Source organism: uncultured Methanobrevibacter sp. (assembly GCF_947169325.1).
GTDB lineage: Archaea > Methanobacteriota > Methanobacteria > Methanobacteriales > Methanobacteriaceae > Methanocatella.
On the sequence record NZ_CAMVPN010000001.1, the window covers coordinates 1 to 25,163 of the forward strand.

Annotated in this window: 18 protein-coding genes; 9 read left to right on the plus strand and 9 right to left on the minus strand. The window is 41.4% G+C overall.

What is annotated here, in order from left to right:
- From ftsY to Q0W26_RS00020, 4 genes are all read left to right on the plus strand, one after another.
- On the plus strand, nt 1–1,167 hold a 1,167-nt coding region (gene ftsY / locus Q0W26_RS00005; protein WP_298521268.1), incomplete at its 5' end, for a signal recognition particle-docking protein FtsY.
- Between the two features lie 3 nt (nt 1,168–1,170).
- A complete protein-coding gene (locus tag Q0W26_RS00010; protein WP_298521269.1) occupies nt 1,171–2,223 on the plus strand; it encodes a CapA family protein in 1,053 nt (350 codons plus the stop codon).
- 55 nt (nt 2,224–2,278) lie between these two features.
- Nucleotides 2,279–4,072: a putative glycoside hydrolase gene (locus tag Q0W26_RS00015; protein WP_298521270.1), complete on the plus strand. Its 1,794-nt coding sequence runs from the start codon at nt 2,279–2,281 to the stop codon at nt 4,070–4,072.
- A gap of 367 nt (nt 4,073–4,439) precedes the next feature.
- Nucleotides 4,440–5,645, plus strand: a complete 1,206-nt coding sequence (locus tag Q0W26_RS00020; protein ID WP_298521271.1) for a hypothetical protein — start codon at nt 4,440–4,442, stop codon at nt 5,643–5,645.
- Between the two features lie 19 nt (nt 5,646–5,664).
- Here the strand turns inward: Q0W26_RS00020 and Q0W26_RS00025 are convergent, their stop codons facing one another.
- Nucleotides 5,665–6,045 carry a DUF4258 domain-containing protein gene (locus Q0W26_RS00025; protein ID WP_298521272.1) on the minus strand — a complete coding sequence of 127 codons (381 nt, stop codon included), beginning with the start codon at nt 6,043–6,045 and terminating at the stop codon, nt 5,665–5,667.
- Between the two features lie 37 nt (nt 6,046–6,082).
- Here Q0W26_RS00025 and Q0W26_RS00030 point away from each other — a divergent pair, with 37 nt between their 5' ends.
- Nucleotides 6,083–7,540, plus strand: a complete 1,458-nt coding sequence (locus Q0W26_RS00030; RefSeq protein ID WP_298521273.1) for a sodium-dependent transporter — start codon at nt 6,083–6,085, stop codon at nt 7,538–7,540.
- On the opposite strand, the gene Q0W26_RS00035 is transcribed toward Q0W26_RS00030, so the two are convergent.
- From Q0W26_RS00035 to Q0W26_RS00045, 3 genes are all read right to left on the minus strand, one after another.
- A complete protein-coding gene (locus tag Q0W26_RS00035; protein WP_298521274.1) occupies nt 7,537–7,761 on the minus strand; it encodes a hypothetical protein in 225 nt (74 codons plus the stop codon). The two genes, Q0W26_RS00030 and Q0W26_RS00035, sit on opposite strands and share 4 nt — an antisense overlap.
- A 33-nt stretch (nt 7,762–7,794) precedes the next feature.
- Nucleotides 7,795–8,061 (minus strand): hypothetical protein, encoded by a 267-nt coding sequence (locus Q0W26_RS00040; protein ID WP_298521275.1) that lies wholly within the window; start codon nt 8,059–8,061, stop codon nt 7,795–7,797.
- Nucleotides 8,062–8,477: 416 nt separating this feature from the next.
- Nucleotides 8,478–8,708 carry a hypothetical protein gene (locus Q0W26_RS00045; RefSeq protein ID WP_298521276.1) on the minus strand — a complete coding sequence of 77 codons (231 nt, stop codon included), beginning with the start codon at nt 8,706–8,708 and terminating at the stop codon, nt 8,478–8,480.
- Nucleotides 8,709–9,339: 631 nt separating this feature from the next.
- On the opposite strand from Q0W26_RS00045, the gene Q0W26_RS00050 reads away from it, so the two are divergent.
- Together Q0W26_RS00050 and Q0W26_RS00055 are read left to right on the plus strand one after the other, a co-directional pair.
- Complete coding sequence (locus tag Q0W26_RS00050; protein WP_298521277.1) at nt 9,340–9,798, plus strand: hypothetical protein; 459 nt, start codon at nt 9,340–9,342, stop codon at nt 9,796–9,798.
- Between the two features lie 271 nt (nt 9,799–10,069).
- The gene (locus Q0W26_RS00055) at nt 10,070–10,972 is read left to right on the plus strand and encodes a hypothetical protein (protein WP_298521278.1); all 903 of its coding nucleotides are present in this window, start codon (nt 10,070–10,072) and stop codon (nt 10,970–10,972) included.
- A 171-nt stretch (nt 10,973–11,143) separates the two neighbouring features.
- Here Q0W26_RS00055 and Q0W26_RS00060 read toward each other — a convergent pair whose 3' ends face one another.
- The 3 genes from Q0W26_RS00060 to Q0W26_RS00070 all read right to left on the minus strand — a co-directional run bounded on the left by Q0W26_RS00060 (nt 11,144) and on the right by Q0W26_RS00070 (nt 19,482).
- Entirely contained in the window at nt 11,144–14,791 is a 3,648-nt protein-coding gene (locus Q0W26_RS00060; RefSeq protein WP_298521279.1) for an Ig-like domain repeat protein, read from the minus strand.
- A gap of 699 nt (nt 14,792–15,490) precedes the next feature.
- Nucleotides 15,491–18,406, minus strand: a complete 2,916-nt coding sequence (locus Q0W26_RS00065) for a hypothetical protein (protein ID WP_298521280.1) — start codon at nt 18,404–18,406, stop codon at nt 15,491–15,493.
- Between the two features lie 83 nt (nt 18,407–18,489).
- Complete coding sequence (locus Q0W26_RS00070; RefSeq protein ID WP_298521281.1) at nt 18,490–19,482, minus strand: hypothetical protein; 993 nt, start codon at nt 19,480–19,482, stop codon at nt 18,490–18,492.
- Nucleotides 19,483–19,728: 246 nt separating this feature from the next.
- Between Q0W26_RS00070 and Q0W26_RS00075 the strand changes: the two genes are divergently transcribed.
- A complete protein-coding gene (locus Q0W26_RS00075; RefSeq protein ID WP_298521282.1) occupies nt 19,729–20,289 on the plus strand; it encodes a hypothetical protein in 561 nt (186 codons plus the stop codon).
- Nucleotides 20,290–20,297: 8 nt separating this feature from the next.
- Here the strand turns inward: Q0W26_RS00075 and Q0W26_RS00080 are convergent, their stop codons facing one another.
- Nucleotides 20,298–20,498, minus strand: coding sequence for a hypothetical protein (locus Q0W26_RS00080; RefSeq protein WP_298521283.1), 201 nt, complete (start codon nt 20,496–20,498; stop codon nt 20,298–20,300).
- Complete coding sequence (locus tag Q0W26_RS00085; RefSeq protein WP_298521284.1) at nt 20,473–20,721, minus strand: hypothetical protein; 249 nt, start codon at nt 20,719–20,721, stop codon at nt 20,473–20,475. The genes Q0W26_RS00080 and Q0W26_RS00085 overlap by 26 nt, the downstream gene beginning before the upstream one ends.
- A gap of 651 nt (nt 20,722–21,372) precedes the next feature.
- Here Q0W26_RS00085 and Q0W26_RS00090 point away from each other — a divergent pair.
- A complete protein-coding gene (locus tag Q0W26_RS00090) occupies nt 21,373–25,068 on the plus strand; it encodes a DUF4062 domain-containing protein (RefSeq protein WP_298521285.1) in 3,696 nt (1,231 codons plus the stop codon).
- Nucleotides 25,069–25,163: the final 95 nt, after the last annotated feature.

Consider the following 25,163-nt stretch of genomic DNA (forward strand, 5'->3'; position numbering starts at 1 on the left):
CGTTCTGATGACAAGTCTGAGGAAGATGAAACTGAGGAAGCTAGTGAAGATGAAGCTTTTGAAGAAGAGGAAGTTTCTGAGGAGGATGAGTCTGAAGAGAAGAAGTCTGGCTTTTTGTCAAGGTTCCGTTCTGATGACGAGTCTGATGAAGATGAAGATGATGATAAAGAAGAAGCCGAAGAGGAAAAAGAGGAAAAATCCCACTTCTGGAGCAGAAGCAAAAAGGATAAGGAAGACGTTTCTGCCGACGGTGAAGCAAGCGGAGGGCTGTTCTCATTTGTCCGTGAAAAAACCATTCAGGAAAAGCATGTTGATGATATTCTCTTTGAACTGGAAATGGAACTTCTCCAGGGCGATGTAGCTATGGAAGTGGCTTCAGAAGTTGTAGACAGCGTAAAGAACAATTTGGTTGGAAAGAAAATTAAAAGAAGCAACGACATTACCGAGTACACTTTCATTGCATTAAGGGATGCCGTGGCTGAAATCATCGACATTCCAGGAAAATCAATGACCGAGATGATTGAAGAGAAAAAGGCACAGGGAGAACCACTTGTCGTCATGTTTGTAGGTATCAACGGTACAGGAAAAACCACAACAATCGGTAAACTGGCCAATTATTATCTAAAAAAAGGATACACTCCTGTAATTGCCGCATCAGACACATTCAGGGCTGGAGCTATTGAACAGGTGACATATCACGCTGATAATGTCGGTGTTAAAATCATCAAGCACCAGAAAGGCTCAGACCCTGCGGCGGTGGCATTCGATGCCGTGGAGCATGCAAAGGCACAGGGCAAGGAGCTGGTCCTGATTGACACTGCCGGAAGAATGCAGACCAACACAAACCTTATGGATGAAATGAAAAAGATCAAAAGGGTATCCAAACCCGATCTGGTAATCTTCGTCGGAGACGCCCTTACAGGTAACGACGCAACCGAACAGGCCAAGAAATTCAATGAGGCAATCGACATTGACGGAGTCATCCTCACCAAGGCCGATGCGGACAGCAAAGGAGGCGCATCACTTTCAATCGGTTATGTAATCAAAAAGCCGATTATGTTTTTAGGGATGGGCCAGGGCTATGACGACATCATGGAATACGATGCAGACTGGATGCTTAACCAGCTGTTCTCCGAAGATGAAGAGGCCGTTGAAGTTGAGGAATGATTTATGAATCCGAGACTGCTGCTTCCGATTGTTGCGATTGCGGTTTTGATATTTGCATGGATGGCTCTCTTTGGAGGGCTCTTCACTCCTGACACTCATGAAGTTACAATAGCGGTTGCAGGAGACGTGATGCTTGCAAACAATGTGCCGAGTGTTGTAAACGGCACTGAATCAGTATTCAAAGGAGTAAGCAATGTCACATCAGCCGCAGACATGTTCATTTTCAACTTCGACAATGCGGCGACATATTCAGACAAGGCCGTAAAGAGCCAGAATCCGGTAAAATGCGAACCGAGATTTGTTGACCTTGCCCGTGGAAACGAGAATACCATTGCTGCACTTTCAAACAATAACATATTCGATTTCGGAATCAGCGGAATGAGGGACACTCTCTCAGCGCTTGACGAGAACCATATTGCTCATCTTGGTGTCGGAGAGGACGAAAACCAGTCCCATCAGAATGTGACTCAGGAAATCAACGGCAGAAGAATAACCGTATTCAACTACATGGATTCAAGCAATTTTGAAAATTACAGCTATGATGAGGTGCCTTATGCACACGGATTGGCCCCAGGATATTCCGCATATGACAGCAGCACTGCAGAAAAGCAAATTTCAGAAGCTAAAGAGGCAGGCGACTTTGTGATTGTCTATATGCACTTTGGAAAGGAATATTCCGATACCCCTAATGACGACCAGAAGAGGGTTGCCCATGAACTCGTAGCATACGGCGCAGACACCGTTGTGGGATCCAATCCGCACGTGGCTCAGGGCGTTGAGATGTATAATGGAAAGCCTATATTCTACAGCCTGGGAGACTTCGTATCCGATTCAGGCATTGAAACCACACAGGATACATATTTCGTTTTGTACGATTTGTACGGCGATGCATGCAACTGCACACTCTATCCTGTTCACCTGAACAACTGCATCCCATACTTCTCAGAGCCTAATGACGGAAGCTCTCTTTTAGGTTCCCTGAAACCTCAATGTCCGCAGATGCAAATCAGCAACGGCGTTGGAAAATTACAATTCAATTTAACTAAAGGTGATTAATATCAATTTCAAGAAAATATTCGTCGCATGCATTTTCCTGTCCATATTTTTATGCATGGCCAGCGTAAGTGCAGGCGACATCAATGAAACGACAGACACGCTGGCTTCAGATGATTCTGTAGCTCTCAGCGTTGATGCAATCGAAAACGAAGTTGTCGCTGATGACAATCAGTCAGACGGCAGCGAAAGTGAAAACGCTAATATAAGCGATGATTCACAGGACAACGATTCAGACAAAATCATACAGACTTCAGTCAAGACCTCCTCCGAGAGCGTCTTCATCAAGGACTCCAAATTCTCCATCCGTCTTCTGGATGCAGACGGAAAAGGAATATCTGGCAAGGAAATTGAGGTCAACTTCAAAAACAAGGTTTCAAAAGTGAAAACCGACACCAACGGTTACGCTTATTTCAAGCTGTATGCAAAGGGAACATACACCCTTTCATATTCCTTCACCCATGAAGGATACGCTCCTGTAAAGGGTTCAAAAACCGTCACAATCGTCGGCAATACGAAATCAAAGATTTCAGGCTCCAGCTATGTTGCATATGTAGGGGTCGCAAATCCTTATACGGTCAGCCTCACAACCGGAGGAATCAAAATGCCAAACAAGAAAGTGGTCTTTAAAATCAAGGGCAAGACATACACCGTAAAGACCAACTCTAAGGGAAAGGCAACCCTTAACATAGACCTTGCCAAAGGGACATACACAATCAAATACACATTCAAGGGTGTGAAAAACGCCAAATCAGCAAGCGGCTCATCCAAGATAACCGTGAAAAAGGGAATGCCTACAAAGATTGTCAGGATGAATTCCCTCACATACAGGCATCAGACCTCAGCTCCTTTGATATTCAAGTACAAGGACGCTCGTGGCAATGCGCTTGCATCCAAGACAATCGTGATGAAGTTCGGCTCAAAGACCTACACCAAAAAGACAGACAGCAAAGGGCTTGTCACCTTCAACATCAAGAAGAACATGGGCTCATATAAGGTCTCAGTAAGCTCATACAACACCAAGGTATACAAGGCCTCATCCAATTCATACACAATCAAGGTGAAGTCAAACAACCTCAAGTACAACGGGTTCTGGCTATTCGGCTCTGACATGAAGTCAGTCAACCTCAAGACCATGGCCAAGAAAGGTGTGAATCAGATTTTCCTCAACGAATATGCTTTCACATTATATGGAAAAAGCGGAGTTTCAGCATTTGCCTGTAAAGCGAAATCCCTGGGAATCAACGTCCACATCTGGATGATGGCATTCAACGATGGAAGCTGGATTTCACCGGTGACAAGCAGTGGAAAATACAAGTATAGCCTTTTCAATTCCATAATCGATGACGCAAAGGAATACGCTTCAGTCAAAGGGGTTGCTGGAATACACTTCGACTACATAAGGTTCCCCGGAACAGCATACAAGCATGCAAACGGTGCTGATGCAATCACATACTTCACTAAAAAAGCGTGCAACGAGCTGCATAAGTTGAACTCCTCACTGATTGTGTCCGCTGCAGTGATGGCCGAGCCAAGTGCAATGAAATACTATTACGGCCAGGACATTCCGCAAATGACCAAGTATCTTGACATGATTATTCCGATGGTCTATAAAGGAAACTACAATCAGAATTCCGCATGGATCAAGTCAGTCACCCAGCAGTTTGTCAAGCAGTCAAATGGAGCCATAGTCCTCACAGGGCTTCAGGGCTATTATTCCGACAGCTACGTCAAGAAGCTGCCTGCATCAAACCTGATTAACGATGCAGACAATGCGGCTTTCGGTGGAGCAAGCGGTGTTATAGTGTTCAGATATTCACTGTTCAACATGATCAATTTCAAGAACCTTTAAAAAATTCATGAAATCAATTAAAACAGGCCGAATCTGAATGCATGTGTGTAAAATACATCAAATCAACTTGAATTTAACTGATATGTCATGGCATATCTTTTAAATTTCTCTTTTTATTTTTAAAACCCTAAATTTCCAAAGTTCAATATTTGATTATACTCCCTTATTCTTAATTTCAATCTGACTTATTTAAGCTTATTATAGCTGATTTTATTTTAATTGGTATTTTTAATTTAATTTTACATCTTTTTTAATCTTTTTTTATTAATTTGGTTTGATTTAAGCCGATTTAGGTTTTAAAAACATTTATATAGTGTTTTTGATATAGAATAATGTACATTCAAAAAAATGGGGTGAAAATATTTCGATGAAAAAATGTGCATTGGCAGTTTCATTTGCACTTGTGGTGCTCTTCATTATAGCGGGCGTAAGTGCAGCAGATGATGCTGATGCAAACCTTACTGCAAGCGCATCTGACTCTGATATTCTCAGTGCAAACACAACCGGAGTCCAGGACGCTTCATTCGCTAAGGTTTCCAAACAGAATTATGTTGTCGGCGATTCATTCGACGTCAAGCTGCAGTACAAGAACGGAAGCGGCATATCAAACAAAAGCGTTTACTTTACAGTTCAGGACAATGTTTCTGAGGTCATTACCGACAACGGTGGTGTGGCAAAGTTCGCACTGAACCTCACCAAAGGTTATTACACTATCAAGTTCAATTTCAATGACACTGACTTCAAGCCGATTTCAGGCTCCAAGAAGATTCTGATTCTCTCAAAACCGGTTTCAAACTTGAAAGCATCCAACATGAATGCCTATGCGGGAATCAAAAAGACATTCAAGGTCACTTTGACCGCTGACGGGATTCCTATTTCCGGACGTAAGGTGACATTCACAGTCAACAAGAAGAATTACGTCAAAAAGACAGATTCCAAAGGTGTGGCCGCCCTGACAATCTACATGTCCAAGGGAAAATACACCATCAAGTACAGCTACGGCGGAGAGGAGAACATCAAGTCTTCAAAGGGAAGCTCCAAGCTGACCATAAAGAACATCAAAAATCCGTACGGCACAAAATACAGGACTGTTCTAATCGATGCCGACGGAGGGTTCACCAAGGCATTCCTCAAGGATGTAGCTAATAAACTCCGCAAGGCCGGATGGAAAGTCATCGTAAAGGGAATAGGTCCGGGCCAGCATTCAATCAACTACAAGAAAGTGAAAAATGCGGTTTACATGCCGTTCTATAATGGATTGTGTGCGGCCACAATAAAGGAAATGACCTACGGATATTACGGTGGATTATTGAAAAAGAACAAAGCAGTCATTACGCCTGCATGGTATACCGATGACTGGGTATCAGCAAAGATGAGCAAATTCCGTAATGACATTACAAAATTCGGCTATCTGAAACGTGCATGGGATGACAATTTCTCACCGAAAAGCTTTAAGGGAATCAACAACCCTGCAAAATTCATGACCAACAACGGCATAAAATATTGCATAGGGGACACAACATACAAAATCGTTGAGCAGTTCCTTTATGGCGGATGGAATGCACATCATTAAAGGTTTATCCACTAAACCTTTACCATTTTCTTTTTGACATTGCTTTCAGGCGCTTTTTTTCCAACTTTTTCTTTTTGTCTGACTGATATTGCCTGTTCTGGCGATTGGTTGTTGTTTCATTGTTTCTCATGACGGTTACAAGGTCAATGGAACTTGATGAACATGCCATCAGCACCCTTATCTCCTTGTAGTCCTTTGATGGAGGGGCCTTGAACACCGCTGCATATTTGTCGCCTTCAACATGCTCGTAGCTAATCGGCTCTTCGTTTAAAAGGCAATCGACAACATAATCTCTTGAAATTCCATTTTCATCCAGTCTTTCTATGAAATGTCTGTTTTCAAAGCACCAGTTGATGCTTCCGGTATCTCCCATCAAAAATTTGTCAAAGGCATTCATCATGTAAACTTTATTTACATCTTACAATAAAAATCTTATCATGACTCAACAAGCACAATGGGATTCGTCACTGGCATTCATTTTTGCTATGATTGGGGCTGCTGTTGGACTAGGTAATATCTGGCGTTTCAGCTATGTACTGTATTCTAATGGTGGAGGATCATTTTTCATTCCTTATTTTGTAGCAATAGCTATCATGGGAGTTCCATTTTTAATATTGGAATATGGTGTGGGATTCAGCTTCAAGGATTCCTTTTCAAAGATAATGCAGAAGATAAAACCGCAGTTTGAAATAATCGCTTGGATACTGGTCCTTTTCGTGTTTATAGTAACTATCTATTACATGGTGATTCTAAGCTGGGATCTGGTTTACCTTTTAAGCAGCTTCACCTTCAACTGGGGAACAGACACTGCACAGTACTTCGTAAGCACTGTGGGCGGAAGCTCCAATCTGTCAAATGCAAGCTTCCTTCTCATTCCAACAACCGTCGGCGTGCTGGTGTTATGGATTGTCCTGTGGTTCATCTCACACAGGGACGTCGACAAGGGAATCGGTAAGGTTTCAAAGATTCTCATCCCGGCGCTCTTTGTGATAATGGCAATCATAATCGTCTATGCGCTGACACTGCCTGGTGCGGGCCTTGGAATCGACACCCTGCTCACTCCCGACTGGAGCATGCTTTTAAACGTCAACATATGGCTTGCGGCATTCGCCCAAATCATCTTCTCATTGAGTATGGGCCAGGCCATTGCGCTTACATATGCAAGCTACCTTCCTGAAAACTCCAAGCTGATTGACAACGTTCTCATTGTTGTTGCATCAAACTCCGGATTTGAAATATGCACAGCATTCGGAGTCTTTTCAATTCTAGGATACATGTCAGTCACCGCCGGAACACCTATGGTTCAGCTGGTCACTGAAGGCACAGGGCTTGTGTTCATCGTGTTCCCGATGATTTTCAACATCATGGGTCCTATCGGCCGCATATTGGCTCCGATGCTTTTCCTGGCAATCTTGTTTGCTGGAGTCACTTCAGCTTTAGGATTCCTGGAGCCTATGCTGAGCTCAACATCCGCAAAGCTCGGATGGTCCCGTAAGAAGACCGCAACAGTATTGTGCATAATCGGATGTGCATTCTCACTTCTTCTGACAACCGGAATCAGCAGCTATCTTGTCGGAATCATCGATTCCTTTGTAAACGAGTTCGGAATATTGCTTCTGATTGGCGTGCAGTGCATAATATTCGCATGGTTTTATGGAGTTGAACACTTCCTTCCTGCCCTCAACGAGCATTCAACATTCAAGGTCGGAAAAACATGGTCATTCGTGATAAAGTATCTCCTGCCTATTGTTCTGATTGTGATATGGGCAATCGGTATTGTTCAGCTGTTTTCAACCGCCAAAAGCTTTGAGATAATGGTTGATTTGGTTATTATCATTGGAGTTTTGGTGTTTGCGGTAATCCTGACCAAAATCAGGCCATCTGGAGATAGTTAATCTATCTCCCTTAAACTTTTTGCAAATTCATACCTCTCTTTTTCATTGAAATCATCATCGTATTCGTTGATATTCCGATAGAACTCTCTTCTAAATTTGTGAAATCTATTTTTAAAGATGATTTGTGATTTTTTATAGGCGTCTATTTCTTTTTCTGAGAAATTGTTGTATAATCTGTTTTTAGCATCCCATATTTCAATAAAAAAGTCAAATAACTCCAATGCAAAATTGCAATGGTCAAATGATGCATCTTCTCAGTTTTTGTTGACAATGTATAGAATTTCGCTTTTTATCAGGAGGTGGAAGTTAAATTCGTTTTTAAAAAACTCATTGCTCCTCAATAAATTTGAAATTTGGTTTAGTTTTTCTTCAAGTTCGTAATAGAATTTGTATCTTGATTCTTTTTTTGATTTTACAAATGATTTGAGCTTGTCGAATCCTTCTTTTATCAGTTCCTTTATTTTTGATAGGAATTCCGGGTCGTAGTCAATGTTATGGTCGTTTTCGATTTTAATGTCCATATGTATGCCTTCTTTTAAACTATTTTTTTTCAAATCGGTTGGTTGGATAATACTTTAAACTCGCAGGTATATAAAAGTTTTCGCCAGAAAATCGATTTGATGTAAACATTTACTTCGTAATGTAGATTATGGCCTTAATTTTAAAATTGCAGTCATTTCGCAAAATTGTTGCCACTTTGTAAAATTGCTTTGGGAGAAACATCCTTGATATCATTTTCGATTGGATTTTTCCGCAGCATTTTCCGGCCAAAATTATCCTATAAAATGCTTGATTTTAGATGTCATTAAATTGATTTAAAATTGAAAAACAGTAAAATGATTTGATGGTTGGTTAAGTATATTGATGCTTTGGTCATTTCCTAAAATTTGCTTTTAAACCAGCTATATAAAAAATAAAAAAGAATAATTTAGTTAAATTATTCTCCGTTGACAGCTTTGACTTCCTGGTAGGTAAGGTACAATGCAACAATCCATACGATGATTGAGATGTATGAAAATATCAGGCTCACCCACATTCCCAGGATGTTCAGCACGACACCGATTGCAAATAAGATCACTCCTTTTTTGACGTCGCCGGCATATGCGATACCGAGACCTGTAAATATGAAGGAGATAATCAGTGCAACAATCATGTTTTTTTCAGCCATGTAATTCGCCTCCTATCGTTTATTAAAAGCTTAAAGCCAATATTCTTTATAATCCTTTTGATATTTAAAGCAATTGGTATTTCTTGTGATGTTTTTTGATTTTGTCAAAATGTGATTACATGAATCTTTGCTGATGGTTGAGGCTTTGATTGGGCGATGTTGGCGGTTTGAGATTGTGTAAGTAAATCTAAGGGAAACCCTTAGATAAACTTAAACTAAAAATTTTTTTAGCATAACACGAGAGTGTTATGTTTATTATTATTTTTAAGCTATTATTTAAAAATATTCTTATTTTTGCTTGCCTAAATATTTTTAAGCTGCTTGAAATATGCAATTTGATGTACTGGTGCTTTTAGCTCTGCATTGCTTTTTTTGGCACTGGCGGTCCGTCGTTGCCATGGGCAAGTGGAAGAATTAATCTTTTTAAAAATCTTTAAATTTTAATAATTTGCTTTTAATTTCATTGTTTTTTCATAATTCTATTTTAAAATTCTTTTTTAGTTGTTTTAAGATGCAAGTGAGCACTTACATTCGAAAAACTTTATATATGGCCTTATTCATATAGTTACTTGTGCAAAGAGAACTTCCTTCTCTTGAAACACTTCAATTAAAATTCATTAAGGTGATTATTATGGACATTACAAAAAAACTGTTAACATTACTTGCAATATTTTGCGTAATTGCCTCAGCAGGAGTTGTATGTGCTGAGGATGTAAGTCAGGACGGCTATGCCGGAAGCAACTATGATATGGATCAGGCTGGATACGCCGGAAGCAGCTACGACATGGACCAAGGGGGCTATGCTGGAAGCAACTATGATATGGATCAGGGCGGATATGCCGGAAGCCAATACGCTGCAGGCGAAATGGGCGGATATGCTGGAAGCCAATACAACCAGACTGCTGAAAACGCTACCGGTGAACCAGTAAACGAAACCGTAACCGCTCCTCAAGATGTAAACGCTACTGGAAACGTGACTGGAAATGCAACAGCACCTCACACAATGCTTGCTACCGGAAATCCTATTTTAGCATTGCTTGCTGTCGGCGCCGTTCTCGGCGGAGCTGCAGTCATTACCAGAAGAAAATAGACATTCAAACTCCCATATATTATCCGTGCCGGGCTTTTCCGGCACCTCTTATTTTTCTTCCTTCTTTTTTTGTCATTATTGGCAATGTGTATTTACAATTACAGGTTGAAAACAATAATGATTTGGCCTTGTTTTTTATTTATTCAACTTAATATTGCTTTTTTGTTGTTAAAAGTTTATATACTTTGGATATAAATTATAATCTGTACTTGTACACTTTTATTTTAGATTTCATGAAATCTCAAAAAAATAATTTTTTGAGGTGTTTGACTTGTCTAGAAAAAGGAAAGTTCACCACCCGAACGATGTGACAAATGTATACTTTTCAGAATTGATTCCCGAGATTCTGCACAAGTATTTCCGATTGCCCGGCAAATTCGTTAGGAATTTCACGACAAGAATCGTCAAGAGGGATGGAAGCGAAGGGGAAATGGATTGGCTGATGTTGGTTGAGCCGGATAATTGCAGATTGTATGAACGAATATTGATCAATGTCGAATTTCAATCATCTAAAGTAACCGAAGAAAAAATAGAAATCTTCTCAGAGTATAAGGATTACGCTAAAATATACTATGGGTTGCCCGTACTTACCGTAGTCATTATAACTGACGGTTTTGAATCCTCAAAAAGACAATACAGTAGAGTATCTTCCGATATTCTAAAACCGGTATATGTCCACATCTCTTGGGGGGAAATAACCAAAAGATTAAAAAAGATTGAAGAAAAAATAGATAATCAAATCAAACTAACCGAGGATGATGGTTTGGACATGGTATATCTGCCGATGTTTTCTCCTAAAAATAAGGCAGAAAAAGTCCTTGAAAGGATCCTCCAATTGTTTGAAAGGGACATGTCCTTAAAAGGTCTTTTTAGAAATCATGTCGCCTTCGGATTGTCTATAATGGTCACCAAATATTTTGGCCAAACACCAAAAATGGATGAGTTGTTAGATATGTTGGAAAGAACTGCTGAAAATGATAGGCTGCGCATGGTAGCTGAATATGTGGATGATTTCGAAAGGCAACGTTTGCAAAGAAAGTTGGCCGACAAAGAAAAGGAAATTGAGGCTATCAATTCTAGGAAAGATGCTGAAATTGAGGCTATCAATTCTAGGAAAGATGCTGAAATTGAATCTTTAAAGGCTAAACTTGAAGCAAACGGCATTGCTTATTGAGAGTATGTCTGTCACATTGTTTGAATAGGTAATGGGATATCATATCTCATTACCCTATAATTCGTTTTTTTAAAATTGAGTTGTTGATGATAGGTTATTTGACATTAACGGTGGTTGTATGGAATGCCTTGAAAAAAAGAAAGGGTAAAATAAGGATTGCTCCTTATTTTTTTAGATTATTTTTAGTTTTTTGGCTGTTTTTTCGTCTACTTTTCCTGTTTGTTTGAGGTGGTTTGCTTTTTGGAATTCTTTGACTGAGCGTTGTGTGCAGTCGTGGTAGATTCCGTCGATCATTAGGTAGTAGCCTTTATAGTGGAGGTAGTAGCCGTTGTTTTTAAGTGCTCTTTGTATTTTTTTGACTGTTGTTTTGTCTTTGCTTCCTTTGGATACGGTTTTCCAGGCGGATTTGATTGTGATTTTTGCTTTTTGTGTTGTTTTGTTGTAGTATTTGTTTCCTTTGTATGTTATTGTGGCTTTGTATGTTCCCTTTTTGGTCAGTTTTGTGATTTTGAAGGTTGCTTTGCCTTTGGAGTTGGTGGTTGCCTTGTATGTTTTTCCTTTGACTTTGAGGGTGACTTTTGCGTTTTTGATTGCTTTTCCTGTGTTGTCTTTTAGTGTTATTGTGTATTTTTTGGTTTTGACAGTTGTTTTGAATGTTTTTGCCTTTGCTGTTATTTTTGGTGTTGCCTTTTTGACTGTGATTTTAGTGGTGGTGTTGCATCCAAAGTGTTCGCTGTCTCCTTTGAAGATGATTTCGGCAGTGTATGTCTTTGGAGTCATGTTGCTGACTTTTATTGTGATTTTGCCCTCTTCATCGGTGGTGTAGTTTTTGGTTGTGTCTAGTGTTACTGTTACTGTGGCATTTGCCAATGGGACTGCATTTGCGTCTTTTAGTGTGATTTCAAGGTATTTGTCAACTTTATAGGTTGCGTTTATGTCTTCTGCAGTCAGTTCTGTGTTTTTCTTGGCTATGCTTATTGTGACGGATTTTGCGCTTGGATTGTACTTGTCATCACCTGAGTATGTGATTTCGACAGTGTGGTTTCCAGCTTTCATTTCAGGCAGTTCTACGTTTGCTGTTCCGTTTTCTACCGGTACGGTGGATATTTCTTCGCCGTCCACTTTAACGGTGATGTTTCCTCTAGCATCCTTTGGAAGATCGATTGTGACTGTGTTGTCGTCAATTTCAATGTCTGCTGTGGCATTGTCCTTTAAAACCTCGATTTCTTTGATTTCGGTGGTTGGGTTGTAGTTGCCGTCACCGGAATATGCGATTTCGACAGTGTGGTTTCCTGCAGCCAGTGATGGTATTGTGAGGTTTGCGCTTCCCTCAGTTACAGGTATTGTTGTAATCTTTTCACCATTTATTGTGAGTGTCACGTTTCCTTGGGCGTCTTCAGGCAGATTGACATTAACGGTTGCATTATCACCTACAGTCATGTTTTCAGGCATTGCAACAGTCTGTGTTGCGTTCTGCTTGAGAACAATCACTTCAGCGCTTTCGGTTACCGGATTGTGGTTTTTATCAGGTATTGTGGTTACTGTCAGTGTGTAGTTTCCGGCGTCAATGATTGGAATTTGGATGGTGTTTCCTTTGACGCTTAGTTCTTTGTCGTTTAGTTGTGCTGTGATTTTGTCTGCGCCTTCGGATGTTACATTAACGGTTGCTGTGTTTCCATAATCGACTATGGTGTCGTTGACTGTCAGTGTGGAGTCTATCTTGTTGACAGTAATGTTTGCTTTTTGTGTTGTTGGGTTGTGGTTTTTGTCCGGTATTGTGGTTACTGTTAGTGTGTAGTTTCCGGCGTCTAAGATTGGAATCTGGATGGTGTTTCCTTCTATGGTTAGTTCTTTGTCGTTTAGTTGTGCTGTGATTTTGTCTGCGCCTTCGGATGTTACATTAACGGTTGCTGTGTTTCCATAATCGACTATGGTGTCGTTGACTGTCAGTGTGGAGTCTATCTTGTTGACAGTAATGTTTGCTTTTTGTGTTGTTGGGTTGTGGTTTTTGTCCGGTATTGTGGTTACTGTTAGTGTGTAGTTTCCGGCGTCTAAGATTGGAATCTGGATGGTGTTTCCTTCTATGGTTAGTTCTTTGTCGTTTAGTTGTGCTGTGATTTTGTCTGCGCCTTCGGATGTTACATTAACGGTTGCTGTGTTTCCATAATCGACTATGGTGTCGTTGACTGTCAGTGTGGAGTCGATTTTGTTGACAGTAATGTTTGCTGTTTTTGTTGTTGGGTTGTGATTTGCATCTGGTATTGTGGTTACTGTTAGTGTGTAGTTTCCTGCATCTAAGAGTGGAATCTGTATTGTGTAGTTGTTGACTGTTAGGTTTTCGTCGTTGATTTTTGCTGTGATTCCGTCTGCTCCTTCTGTTTTTGAGGTTATGTTTGCGGATTTTCCGTAATCAATAACGACATTATCAATGGTCAGTGCGGAGTCGATTTTGTTGACTGTAATGTTTGCTGTTTTTGTTGTTGGGTTGTGGTTTGCATCTGGTATTGTGGTTACTGTTAGTGTGTAGTTTCCGGCATCTAAAATTGGAATCTGTATTGTGTAGTTGTTGACGTTTAGGGTTTGGCTGTTGATTTTTGCTGTTATTCCGTCTGCTCCTTCTGTTTTTGCGGTTATGTTTGCGGTATTGCCGTAATCAAGAATCACGTTAGTGATGTCAAGTGTTGATTCTGCCTTTTTGACGGTGACTGTCACTGTGGCGTTTGATTCTGCATGTGTTGCATTTCCTTCAAACTCGATTGTGATTTTTGCGCTGCCGGCTCCTGCTGCGACAATATTGCCCTGTGAATCGACACTTACGATGCTTGAATTGCTGCTTTTGAATGCGATTGGTGAGATGCCCTCAGGGATTGCCGTAAAGTTGACTTTGGATGTGTCATTATAGGTAAGTTCAACTGTTCTGTTGGCTGGGATGATTTCTGTTTTGATTATGAGTATGTTTGAGGTTGCATCTGCTGTGGAGTTGAGGTATATGTCGTCTCCAAGATAGTTGAATGTCCAGTTGTATTTTCCGACAGCATATTCATCGTTTTTGATGTTGATGATCAGTTTGCCGTTCTCTTTTACTCCTTCCTTGGTCACGTTTATGATGTCGCCGTTGCTTAATGTCAGTGTTCCTGTTGCGTTTTCAGGTAGTGCAACTTTAAACATCACTCCTGAAGCTTCAGTGACATTGATGTCATAAGCATGGACTTGGATGTTTGAATCCAGTCTGTTGACTGTCAGTGTTGTCTTTGCGGTTGCGTTTAGGAAGTTCCCATCGCCTGAATATGTTACTGTAACGTCATATTCGTCCGGAAGTATGTCGGCCGGAAGTGTGACTTTGGTGTTGAGGGCAAGGCTTTCAAATGATCTTGCGTGTTTTTTGCCGTTTAAGGTAATGTTTATGTTTCCGGTGGCTGTGCTGTTGTAGCTGAGTGTGATTGTTGCATTCTCGCCGTATGTGATTTCACCTGCGCTGGCTTTGAGTTCAGGGTCGATTTTAGTGATTTCAAATTCAATGCTTTCTATTGCAGTTATGAATGTGGCGGTCACGCTGCCTTTTCCAGAGCCTTTTGGAGTATATTTCACGGCACTGTCTAATGGGGTTGTGTTTTTGTCGATTTTACCGTTTGAGGTCAAGTTCAATTCGAATGGAAGCATTCTGCTTGAGTTGTACTCGGATACTCCTGAGTCAGGAACATATGAATACAGGCTGAATGTAATGTCTGCTGTTTGCAGGAGTGAAATTCCGTTAGGGTTTGCTGTGGCGTTCAGGAAGAGCCAATTGTCGAGTTTGACGTTTACTGCATTTGGTGTCATGTTGTAGTCTGTTGCGTTGTTTGCAAACCAGCAGTCTTTGACTTGGATGTTTCCTTGTCCGACTTCTATGTTGTTGCCGGTGTTGTTTATGAAGATGGAGTCCCTGATTATGTTGCTTTGATCAGATCCTGCTATGTAAACTGTGCTCGGTCCTCTGTTGTTGATGTATATTCCTGTTATTGTTGTGTTGGTTAATGTATCTTTGAATCGGTTTGCTCCTCCATTTAGTGTTGCGGTGTTGTTGTTGTAGTTTCCGGTTATTGTTGTGTTTGTTAGTTTTTCGAAGAAGTAGTTTGCTCCTCCGGTACCTGCGGTGTTGCCTGTGTAGTTTCCAGTTATTGTTGTGTTGGTTAATGTATTTGCGAATCGGTTTGCTCCTCCGGTACCTGCGGTGTTGCCTGTGTAGTTTCCGGTTATTGTTGTGTTTGTTAGTGTGTTTTGGAAGTTGTTTGCTCCTCCGGTACCTGCGGTGTTGCCTGTGTAGTTTCCGTTGATTGTTGTGTTTGTTAGTGTGTTTTGGAAGTGGTTTGCTCCTCCTTCTAGTGTTGCGGTGTTGTTGTTGTATGTTCCTGTTATTGTTGTGTTTGTTAGTGCTTTGTTGAAGTGGTTTGCTCCTCCGTATGTTGCGGTGTTGTTTTCAAAGCTGCAGTTTAAGATGTGGGCATTGTTGCTATCCCAGTAGATTGCTCCTCCATAGTATTAGGCTTTACCGTTTGCTAAGATGATGTTTTTGATTGTCACGTTGTCGGAAGTGATCTTAAATATTCTTGTGGATTGGTTTGCGTTGATTGTGTGTCCGTTTCCGTTTATTGTCAGAGCTTTGTCGATGAGGATTCCTTCGGTTATTGTGTCAAGGCCTTGGGTGTATGTGTAGCTGCGGTTCAACTTTACGGTGGTGTTTTCCTGGGTGCTGCTGATTATGCTTTGCAGGAGTTCGAAGTCGCCTACGCTTTTTGTGTATGATGCTGTTTCATATATTGCTTTCAGGGTTATTCCGCTTCCTGTAGGTGTGATTGGTATGTTTAGATTTCCGTTTTTCATGGTTTGTGTGTCGGGTACTTTTATGTTTGTTGCGGTGAGTGTCATGTTTATGTCCGGCAGTTTGCAGTTGTCGTCTTTGATTACATTTCCGTTTTTGTAGAGGTTGTTTAGGCTTACTGTTGCATCGGTGTCGTTTAGGGTGATGTCGAGGAAGTACCAGTTGTCTGTTGTGATTCCTTGTGAGTTGGTCATGTCTGTGTTGTAGTTTGATGCGTTGTTTCCAAACCAGCAGTCTGTGACTTGAATGTTTCCATTTTCGATTTCTATGTTGTAGGCGTTGTTCATGAAGATGGAGTCCTTGATTATGTTGCTTTGATCAGATTTTTCTATGTAAACTGTGTTGGGTCCTCTGTTGTTGATGTAAATTCCTGTTATTGTTGTGTTGGTTAGTGTGTTGCGGAAGGTGTTTGCTCCTCCGTATCGTGCTTTGTTGCTTGTGTAGTTTCCGTTGATTGTTGTGTTGGTTAGTGTGCCGTAGAAGTGGTTTGCTCCTCCAATACTTGCGGTGTTGTTGTTGTATGTTCCTGTTATTGTTGTGTTTAAGGTCTGTATGAAGTGGTTTGCTCCTCCGTTAAGTGCGTAGTTGTTGTTGTATGTTCCATTTATTGTTGTGTTTGTTAGTGTGCCGTAGAAGGCGTTTGCTCCTCCTTCTATTGTTGCGGTGTTGTGGTTGTATGTTCCGGTTATTGTTGAGTTTGTTAGTGTATTTGTGAAGTGGTTTGCTCCTCCTTCTAGTGTTGCGGTGTTGTGGTTGTATGTTCCAGTTATTGTTGTGTTGGTTAGTGCATATACGAAGTGGTTTGCTCCTCCTCTGGTTGCGGTGTTGTTGTTGTATGTTCCGGTTATTGTTGAGTTTGTTAGTGTGTTGTAGAAGTGGTTTGCTCCTCCTTCTATTGTTGCGGTGTTGTTTTCAAAGCTGCAGTTTAAGATGTAGGCGTTGCTGCTTTCCCAGTAGATTGCTCCTCCGTTGCCTGTGGTGTTGCCGTTTGCTAAGATGAGGTTTTTGATTGTTGTGTTGTCTGAGGTGATCTTAAATATTCTTGTGGATTGGTTTGCGTTGATTGTGTGTCCGTTTCCGTTTATTGTAAGCGGTTTGTCGATGATGATTCCTTCGGTTATTGTGTCGAAGCCTTGGGTGTATGTGTGGCTGCGGTTCAGGTTAATTGTGCTGTTTTTCTGGGCGTTGTTGATTATGCTTTGCAGGATGTCGAAGTCTCCTGTGCCTTTTGTATATGATGCTGTTTCATAGCTTGCTTTCAGGCTTATTTTTTCATCTTCAGGTGTGATTGGGATGTTTAGATTTCCGTTTTTCATGGTTTGTGTGTCAGGTACTTTTATGTTTTTTCCGGTGAGTGTCATGTTTATGTCCGGCAGTTTGCAGTTGTCGTCTTTGCTTGTTTGCTTGTTTTTGTAGAGGTTGTTTAGGCTTACTGTTGCATCGGTGTCGTTTAGGGTGATGTCGAGGAAGTACCAGTTGTCTGCTGTGATTCTCCATGAGTTGGTTATGTCGGTGTCGTAGTTTGATGCGGTGTTTCCAAACCAGCAGTTTGTGACCTGAATGTTTCCGTTTCCGACATATATGTTGCCTGTGTTGTTTATGAAGATGGAGTCCTTGATTAAGCTGTTTTGATTAGATTCTACTATGTAAACTGTGTTGGATCCTCTGTTGTTGATGTAAATTCCTGTTATTGTTGTGTTGGTTAGTGTGTTGCGGAAGGTGTTTGCTCCTCCTATATCTGCTTTGTTGTGGTTGTAGTTTCCGGTTATTGTTGTGTTGGTTAGTTTTTCGTTGAAGTTGTTTGCTCCTCCTCTTTGTGCGGTGTTGTTGTTGTAGTTTCCGTTTATTGTTGAGTTAGCTAGTGCTTTCTCGAAGTGGTTTGCTCCTCCGTTAAGTGCGTCGTTGTTGTTGTATGTTCCATTTATTGTTGTGTTTGTTAGTGTGTTTTGGAAGTGGTTTGCTCCTCCGTATGTTGCGGTGTTGTTGTTGTATGTTCCGTTTATTGTTGTGTTTGTTAGTGTGCTCCAGAAGTAGTTTGCTCCTCCATTATCGTGTGCTTTGTTGTGGTTATAGTTTCCGTTTATTGTTGAGTTAGCTAGTGCTTTATCGAAGTAGTTTGCTCCTCCGTTGTATGTTGCGATGTTGTTTTCAAAGCTGCAGTTTAAGATGTGGGCATTGTTGCTCGCCCAGTAGATTGCTCCTCCCTTGCCTTGGGTTTTGCCGTTTATGAGAGTGAGGTTTTTGATTGTCACGTTGTCTGAGGTGATCTTAAATATTCTTGTGGATTGCTGTGCATTGATTGTAAATCCGTTTCCGTTTATTGTCAGTGGTTTGTCGATGATTATTCCTTCGGTTATTGTGTCAAGGCCTTGGGTGTATGTGTAGCTGCGGTTTAGGTTTATGGTGGTGTTTTCCTGGGCTTTGCTGATTATGTTTTGCAGGAGTTCGAAGTCGCCTATGCTTTTTGTGTATGATGCTGTTTCATAGCTTGCTTTCAGGCTTATTCCACTTCCTGTAGGTGTGATTGGGATGTTTAGGTTTCCGTTTTTCATGGTTTGTGTGTCGGGTACTTTCATGTTTGTTGCGGTGAGTGTCATGTTTATGTCCGGCAGTTTGCAGTTATCGTCTTTGATTACATTTCCGTTTTTGTAGAGGTTGTTTAGCTTACTGTTGCATTGGTGTCGTTTAGGGTGATGTCGAGGAAGTACCAGTTGTCTGTTGTGATTCCTTGTGAGTTGGTCATGTCTGTGTTGTAGTTTGATGCGGTGTTTCCAAACCAGCAGTTTGTGACCTGGATGTTTCCGTTTTTGACTCGTATATTGTTGCCGGTGTTGTTTATGAATATGGAGTCTTTGATTATGTTGCTTTGATCAGATTCTTGTATGTAAACTGTGTTGGATCCTCTGTTGTTGATGAATGTTGCAGTTATTGTTGTGTTGGTTAGTGCTTTCTCGAAGTGGTTTGCTCCTCCTCCGTATTCTGCGGTGTTGTGGTTGTAGTTTCCGGTTATTGTTGTGTTTGTTAGTGTGCCGTAGAAGGTGTTTGCTCCTCCCTGGTCTGCGGTGTTGTGGTTGTAGTTTCCGTTTATTGTTGAGTTAGTTAGTGCTTTATCGAAGTTGTTTGCTCCTCCGAGTGTTGCTGTGTTGTTTTCAAAGCTGCAGTTTAAGATGTGGGCATTGCTGCTGTCCCAGAAGATTGCTCCTCCGAAGTCGTTGGTGTTGCCGTTTATGAACGTGATGTCTTTTAAAACCACATCGTCATGTTGTATGTATAATATCCTTGATTTTTTCTGGGCGTCCAGGACGGTGCCTGTTTTGCCGATAAGGTTAATGGATTTAATCACAATGATTTCATTTCCATCTCCAAAATATGTGATTCCATCAAGGTAGACGGTGCCTCCGTCGTCTGCACGCAAAATCGCATTTTGGATGTCTTTGAAGCTGTTTCCGGTCACGTTGATTTCCTTTGCCTTGAGCATGGGAGTATCCTCTGCGGCGAGGATTTCATCGGCGGGTTCGTAGTTCATCATTTCAATTTCGGTTGTATCCTGTGCCATGCTGGCATCTGTGGTGTTGTCAGCAGCGCTTGAGGCTGTGATTGCAAGCAGGCCTACAAGAAATATTGCAAGCAGTATTGTTGTTTTTTTTAGCAAACTTGATTCCTCCAGTAAAAAATTATCTTAAACTGATATGTTATTTGAACAACATCCATATTAATGTTATCCATTAAATATGATTTTCAATTGTTTTTGCAATTTGGACCCCATTATTTAGACAATCGGGCAATATGTTGTCAGTGATGCCGATTGCATAAATCCGGCTTCAAGCAAAAACCTTATTTTTATGAAACTAGATATAATATATTCATGACGGTAATGAGAAAACTTTCAGTGGTAACTATGGATAAGGACAGGATAGATGATGTAAACAGGGTGATATTCAAATATTCCGATTTCGCCTCCCAGTCATCATCACATCTCATTTTCGATGTGGAGCCGATAAGCATTGACGACATTGTCGAAGACCTCACCTTCTTTAATATCACAGGTGAAAGCGATGCAATAATCGATGCAAAATTAAAGGAAATGGTCAAGGAGCTCAATGAGCTCGGAACCGATTATTCAATAAGGAACATGGATACCGGAAAGTTCTACACCACAATAGAATCTGTCGGAGCCATAAAAATCAGCCTGGAAAATCTCAAGACAATACCGAAAGGAACCTACAAACAGATAGACCAGTGGAAAAACGTGATAACCGAATACGGATATTGCAAGGGCTACAAGCCGCTATTCCGTCCGATTGAAGGAATTTTAATTGAAGATCTGGAAGTTAAAGAGGAAATCATCTATCTCTTTTCCACACCTGCCGAAAACATGGCGAAGCTCATTGACTATATCTCCGAAAAGATATCCGAAATCAATCCTGAACTTAAGATAGAATCAGTGATTTATAAATGAGTGCACGCTTAAGCAACGTCACTCTGTCCTTTTCTATTTTTTAAAGTGCAGTTGCCGGATTGGGAAGTGTGGGAATCCTTTTTTAAAGGCAATCGGTATTGATTGCGGCATTCATCTGCTTGTGTCTCTTTACATGCTTTTAGTAACATTGACGGTTGGGTTTTGCGGTTATGTATGCGGTTGTTAATGTAATTGTCTGTTTTTGTCATTTTTGCATATTTTTAGTAACAGTTTAGTGACATTAACGGTTGGGGTTTGCGGTATTGTCTTTGTTGGTGTTGGTTTTAATTGGCTGGTTTTGACATTAACGGCTGGCATTTGCGGTTTTAGAGGTGTTTGGATTTGAGGATATATATGCAGGTTCTGTTTTGCGGTTGTTAATGTGGAATAGTGGATGGTAATGTCGGTTTTGTCTTTTTTGGTTTGGTTCATGTTATTCACATTAACGGTCGGCTTTTGCAGTTTTTGATTTGTTTGGATTTTGGTATATTGTGTTTTGTCATTTTTATATGTATTTTATTGTTGTTTAATCGGTTTTGTTCGGCTTTGATTAATTTTAATAACATCATTGTGACATTAACGGCTGACATTTGCGGTTTTGGGACTGTTTGGTTTTGTGGATATATATGCAGGTCTAATTATTGGGTTGTTGATGCGTAATCGTGGATGGTAATGTCATTGTCCGTTTTTGTCATTTTTGCATATTTTTAGTAACAGTTTAGTGACATTGACGGTTGTGTTTTGTGGATTTGTCTTTGTCGGTGTTGGTTTTAATTGGCCGGTTTTGACATTAACGGTTGGGTTTGTTTGGTTTTGCGGATATATATGCAGGTTCTGTTTTGAGGTTGTTAATGTCGCTTTTTGGTTGGATGCAGCTGTTATCTGTTTTGTTTTGGTTGTGTTGGTTTTAATTGGCCAGTTTTAGTGACATTGACGGTTGTGTTTTGCGGTTGTTAATGTCAATTTCACTTGCCTTCATTGCCCTTGGCGGCCATGTCTATTTTTTATATATCTTGAATTCAAGATAGTTAATCAGAAATGATTATTGGCAAACTCATTTTCTAGGATAATGGAGAAAAGATCATGGCAACATTCAGGGTATTTATTTCATCAAGTTTTCTTGATTTTCAAAATGAAAGAAATGCGCTTCACGAAACGGTTTTTCCAAAGCTTGAAAAGCTCTGCGCTAAGCATGGAGCTTATTTTCATGCGGTTGATTTGAGATGGGGAATATCTGAAGATGAAGGCAGGGCATACAACACTCTTGACATATGCCTAAATGAGGTGAGAAGGACAGCCCGGATAACTCCAAGGCCCAACTTCCTAATCCTTGCAGGCGACAGGTATGGATGGAGACCTCTTCCTCTTCAAATACGTGAAAAGCTATTTAAGAAGTTAATCCGGGCATCTTCAGATGACGACAGGGGAATAATCGAATCCGAATGGGTCAGGGATTCAAATGCCATGGATCCGATTTACGTCCTCAAAGACAGGAGGGAAGCATCAGAAAATGAAGTTTCCATCAGATCGGCGCTGGATAGGACAACTGAGAAAGCGGATTTAAGCGAAAGGGAAGTGATTGAGATTTCCGCTTCTGCAACACACAGGGAAATCCTTGCACGTGAAGAGCTTCCCGAATACATTTCAGGAAACGTTCACTGCGTCATCAGAAACCTCAACGCAGTTCCGGCGAACCTTCTTCAGGAATTCTATGATGTTGGATTCAACGGTGATTTGGACTATCCTGCCATGAGAATGTCATCACACCTCAAGGACATCCTGAAAAAGGCATTTCCGGATGCCTACACATACGCTGCCGACATTTCCGGAGACGGGAAATTCAGTGATGAGGTGATTATTGAAAAGTTTTGCGATGAAGTGTATCGCAGGCTTGAGAAGAACATCCTTGCTGAGCTTGAAAAGATGGAGGAGCATCCGATGGCCGATGAAGTGCGCCATCACTGGAATTACGCCGGCAAATGCCATGAAAACTTCCAATTGGGAAGCCGTTCGAAACTGAAGCTACCTGAAATGTCAAGGTTTAGGGGCCTTTGGAAGGAGGATGTTGTCCTCATTGGAGATGAAGGCTGCGGCATGAGCATGCTCATGGGGGAACTTGCCTTTAGAGTAAGGCGCAAATCCAAAAGGTCCACGGTCATCCCCCGTTTCATTGCCGAGAGCGGAAATGCCGCAGACATAAACGGCCTTTTGAGGAGTGTGCTTGCAGAAGCGGGAGTGGAAAATGCCGACTCCATTTCAGACCCCCAGCTCTACATCCAAAACAATCCTTTCACATCACCTGTGGTTATCCTGATTGACGGTGTTGAGAATGCAAAAAATCCGAAATGGCTTGTGCGCTATCTTATGGACCTTGAAGATGCGAATCTTCGCATTTACATGTCAATGACACGTGATTTCTACGCTTCATTTCCGGACAATGTCAAAAGAAGGCATCGCCTTGTTGAAGTGCCTCCCCTTGATGTGAAGGATGCCTCTGAAATTCTAAAGCATTCGCTTGCCCTTAAGGCAAGAAGGCTCACACGAATGCAGAGCGATGCAATCCTTGATGCATTCGCCAAAAAGAGGGACTTGAAGTTTTTAAACGACATGATTCATGATGCCTCAACCTGGAGAGGGGACATGACTCCTCAAATATCTCTGCATTCCCACAGTGATGTGCTTGATGACTATTTCACTGGACTTGGAGATGAAAGGCGGGTGAACAGGCTTCTGTGCCTTCACACTGTGAGATTCATTCTCGCTTCAAGGGAGGGACTCTCTGATGATGAGCTGTTGGGACTGCTTGCAGGCCAAAAGGAAGTCATGGATGAACTCAAGATGCACAGTTTCCATGAGTTCAGCGAAGGAAAGATTCCTTTCATGTATCTTTCACGCTTTCTTGAAACATTAAGGCCATTTCTCAAGGAGAACCTAAGCGAAGGAAAGATTGTTCTTCGCTTTGCGGATTCAGTTGCCGTTGATGCCGCCTCAAAATACGCATGGAACGGGCAGGATGGGGATTTGCAAATCAGGAAAACCCGCATTGCAATGGCAGACTACTTTGAAGAGAAACTTGGCGACATTTTTCGAACCATGATTGCGGCAATCGCCGATTCTTTTGGAGGATCTATTGCAGACTACAGAACAAGGCTCAACTCCAGAATCGCCCTTGAATATCCATGGCAGCTTCTTGAGGCGCAAGAGTATGAAAGGCTCTATCACTTCATCTCAAACAGACAATACTTCACTTTTCTCTGCGACAGGAATCTGGCATACATGCTGAGCTATTGGACTGCTGTTGAAAAGCACACTGACCATTCAATCAGGGACAGCTTCAGCGACATCTTCGAAAAGGCCCAGCATGAAGAGGAGATTGATGACAGCATACTGAGACCTCTTTTGGACCTCATGACAGCTCACGGAGGATTGGGCGATGAGATTTCCATCATAAGTATGGCCGATACAAAAGGAGCATTTGCGCAAAACTCAGACTACGTGCATGGCCAAAGCCTGCTTGATGAGGCAAGATACGCCGAAGCTCTTGAACATGGCGAAAAGATGATGGCCGCTTCAGCTGAAGGCACCATTCAGAGATTCGATGCCATTTACCTCAAAGCCCAGGCACTATACAGGATGGAAAAATACGAGGATGCTCTTTCAGTTTTCAAGGAACTTGAAAACCTCGCCAATAGCCTTCAGGAGCGATCAAGGATTTTTTCAGCCGTAAAATGGCAGGCCTCATGCTACAAGGCCATGGGCATGCAGGACGAAGCCATGGACAGATACATGATGCTTGAAGACTATGTGGATGAGGATTCAGACGCCAGTGAAGCGATAGTCGCACTCTTTGAAGCGGCCACCGGAATTGCAATGTTCAAAAACATGTATGAAGGCGCTGAAAGGCTCACAGCAGCAATGAACATGGCAGAAAAGCTTGGAAACCGCACATGGCTTGACACAATATATCACACTGCTGTAATGCTCTTTTCCCTGACCGGGGATCGTCCCGAACAGGCGGAGGAAGTCTTTAAAAAATGGATCGCGCTGAAGCTTGAAGACAACCCTGATTTCGACATTCCAAATGACATCCTAAGCAATTATTTCAATGCGGTATACAAGCTCTATACTGAAGAGACAGGATTTTCAATAGAGATGTACGACGTCATGAAAAGGACAGGTGCAATACATGAGGAACTCAGTCGTGACGGGACTTCCCATGGAAGGCTGATTGCAAAGTCATACGAATATATTCTCGACAATATGCTTCCTGCATTGAGCTATTATGTGGAACACCGCAATGGAAATGCGGAATGCTTTAAAAACGCAATGAACAAGGTGATTGAGGAAAGATTCGAGGGATACATGGATGGAACAAACGAAAACTACCGGAAAATCATAGACTTGATTCACACTCAGGATGCAGGAGGGCAATTGTCTGACGAGGACCTGCGCACAATGAACTTCTTCCTTATGGGGATGGCCCTTAAACTGGGATTCAAGGACTTTTTAGCCCTGACAATAGTTGATGAAAACAAAGAATGTGCCAGAATGGTCCTTGGAATTTACAATAATGTATATGTCAGGCAGGTTGACTGGTGGAGGGAAAACATCCCCTACAACGCCTATAAACTGCGTATGAAGTACAACGGTATGGTGGATAAAATGTATGATGGCGTGAATGCGGAAGTTGAAAAAATGCTTGAAGGGGAAGATTCGAATTTTAGAGCAGTGCATGACCGCCTGCTTCAACAGAAAAAGGAGCACGATTCGGATAGGTGATTTACTTTTCGCAACGTTCTGCATTTTAATGCAGTCTTTTTATTCATGAGTGGTGGGGTCTGCTTTGTTTTAAGTCGGTAGTGTTGGTTTTAATT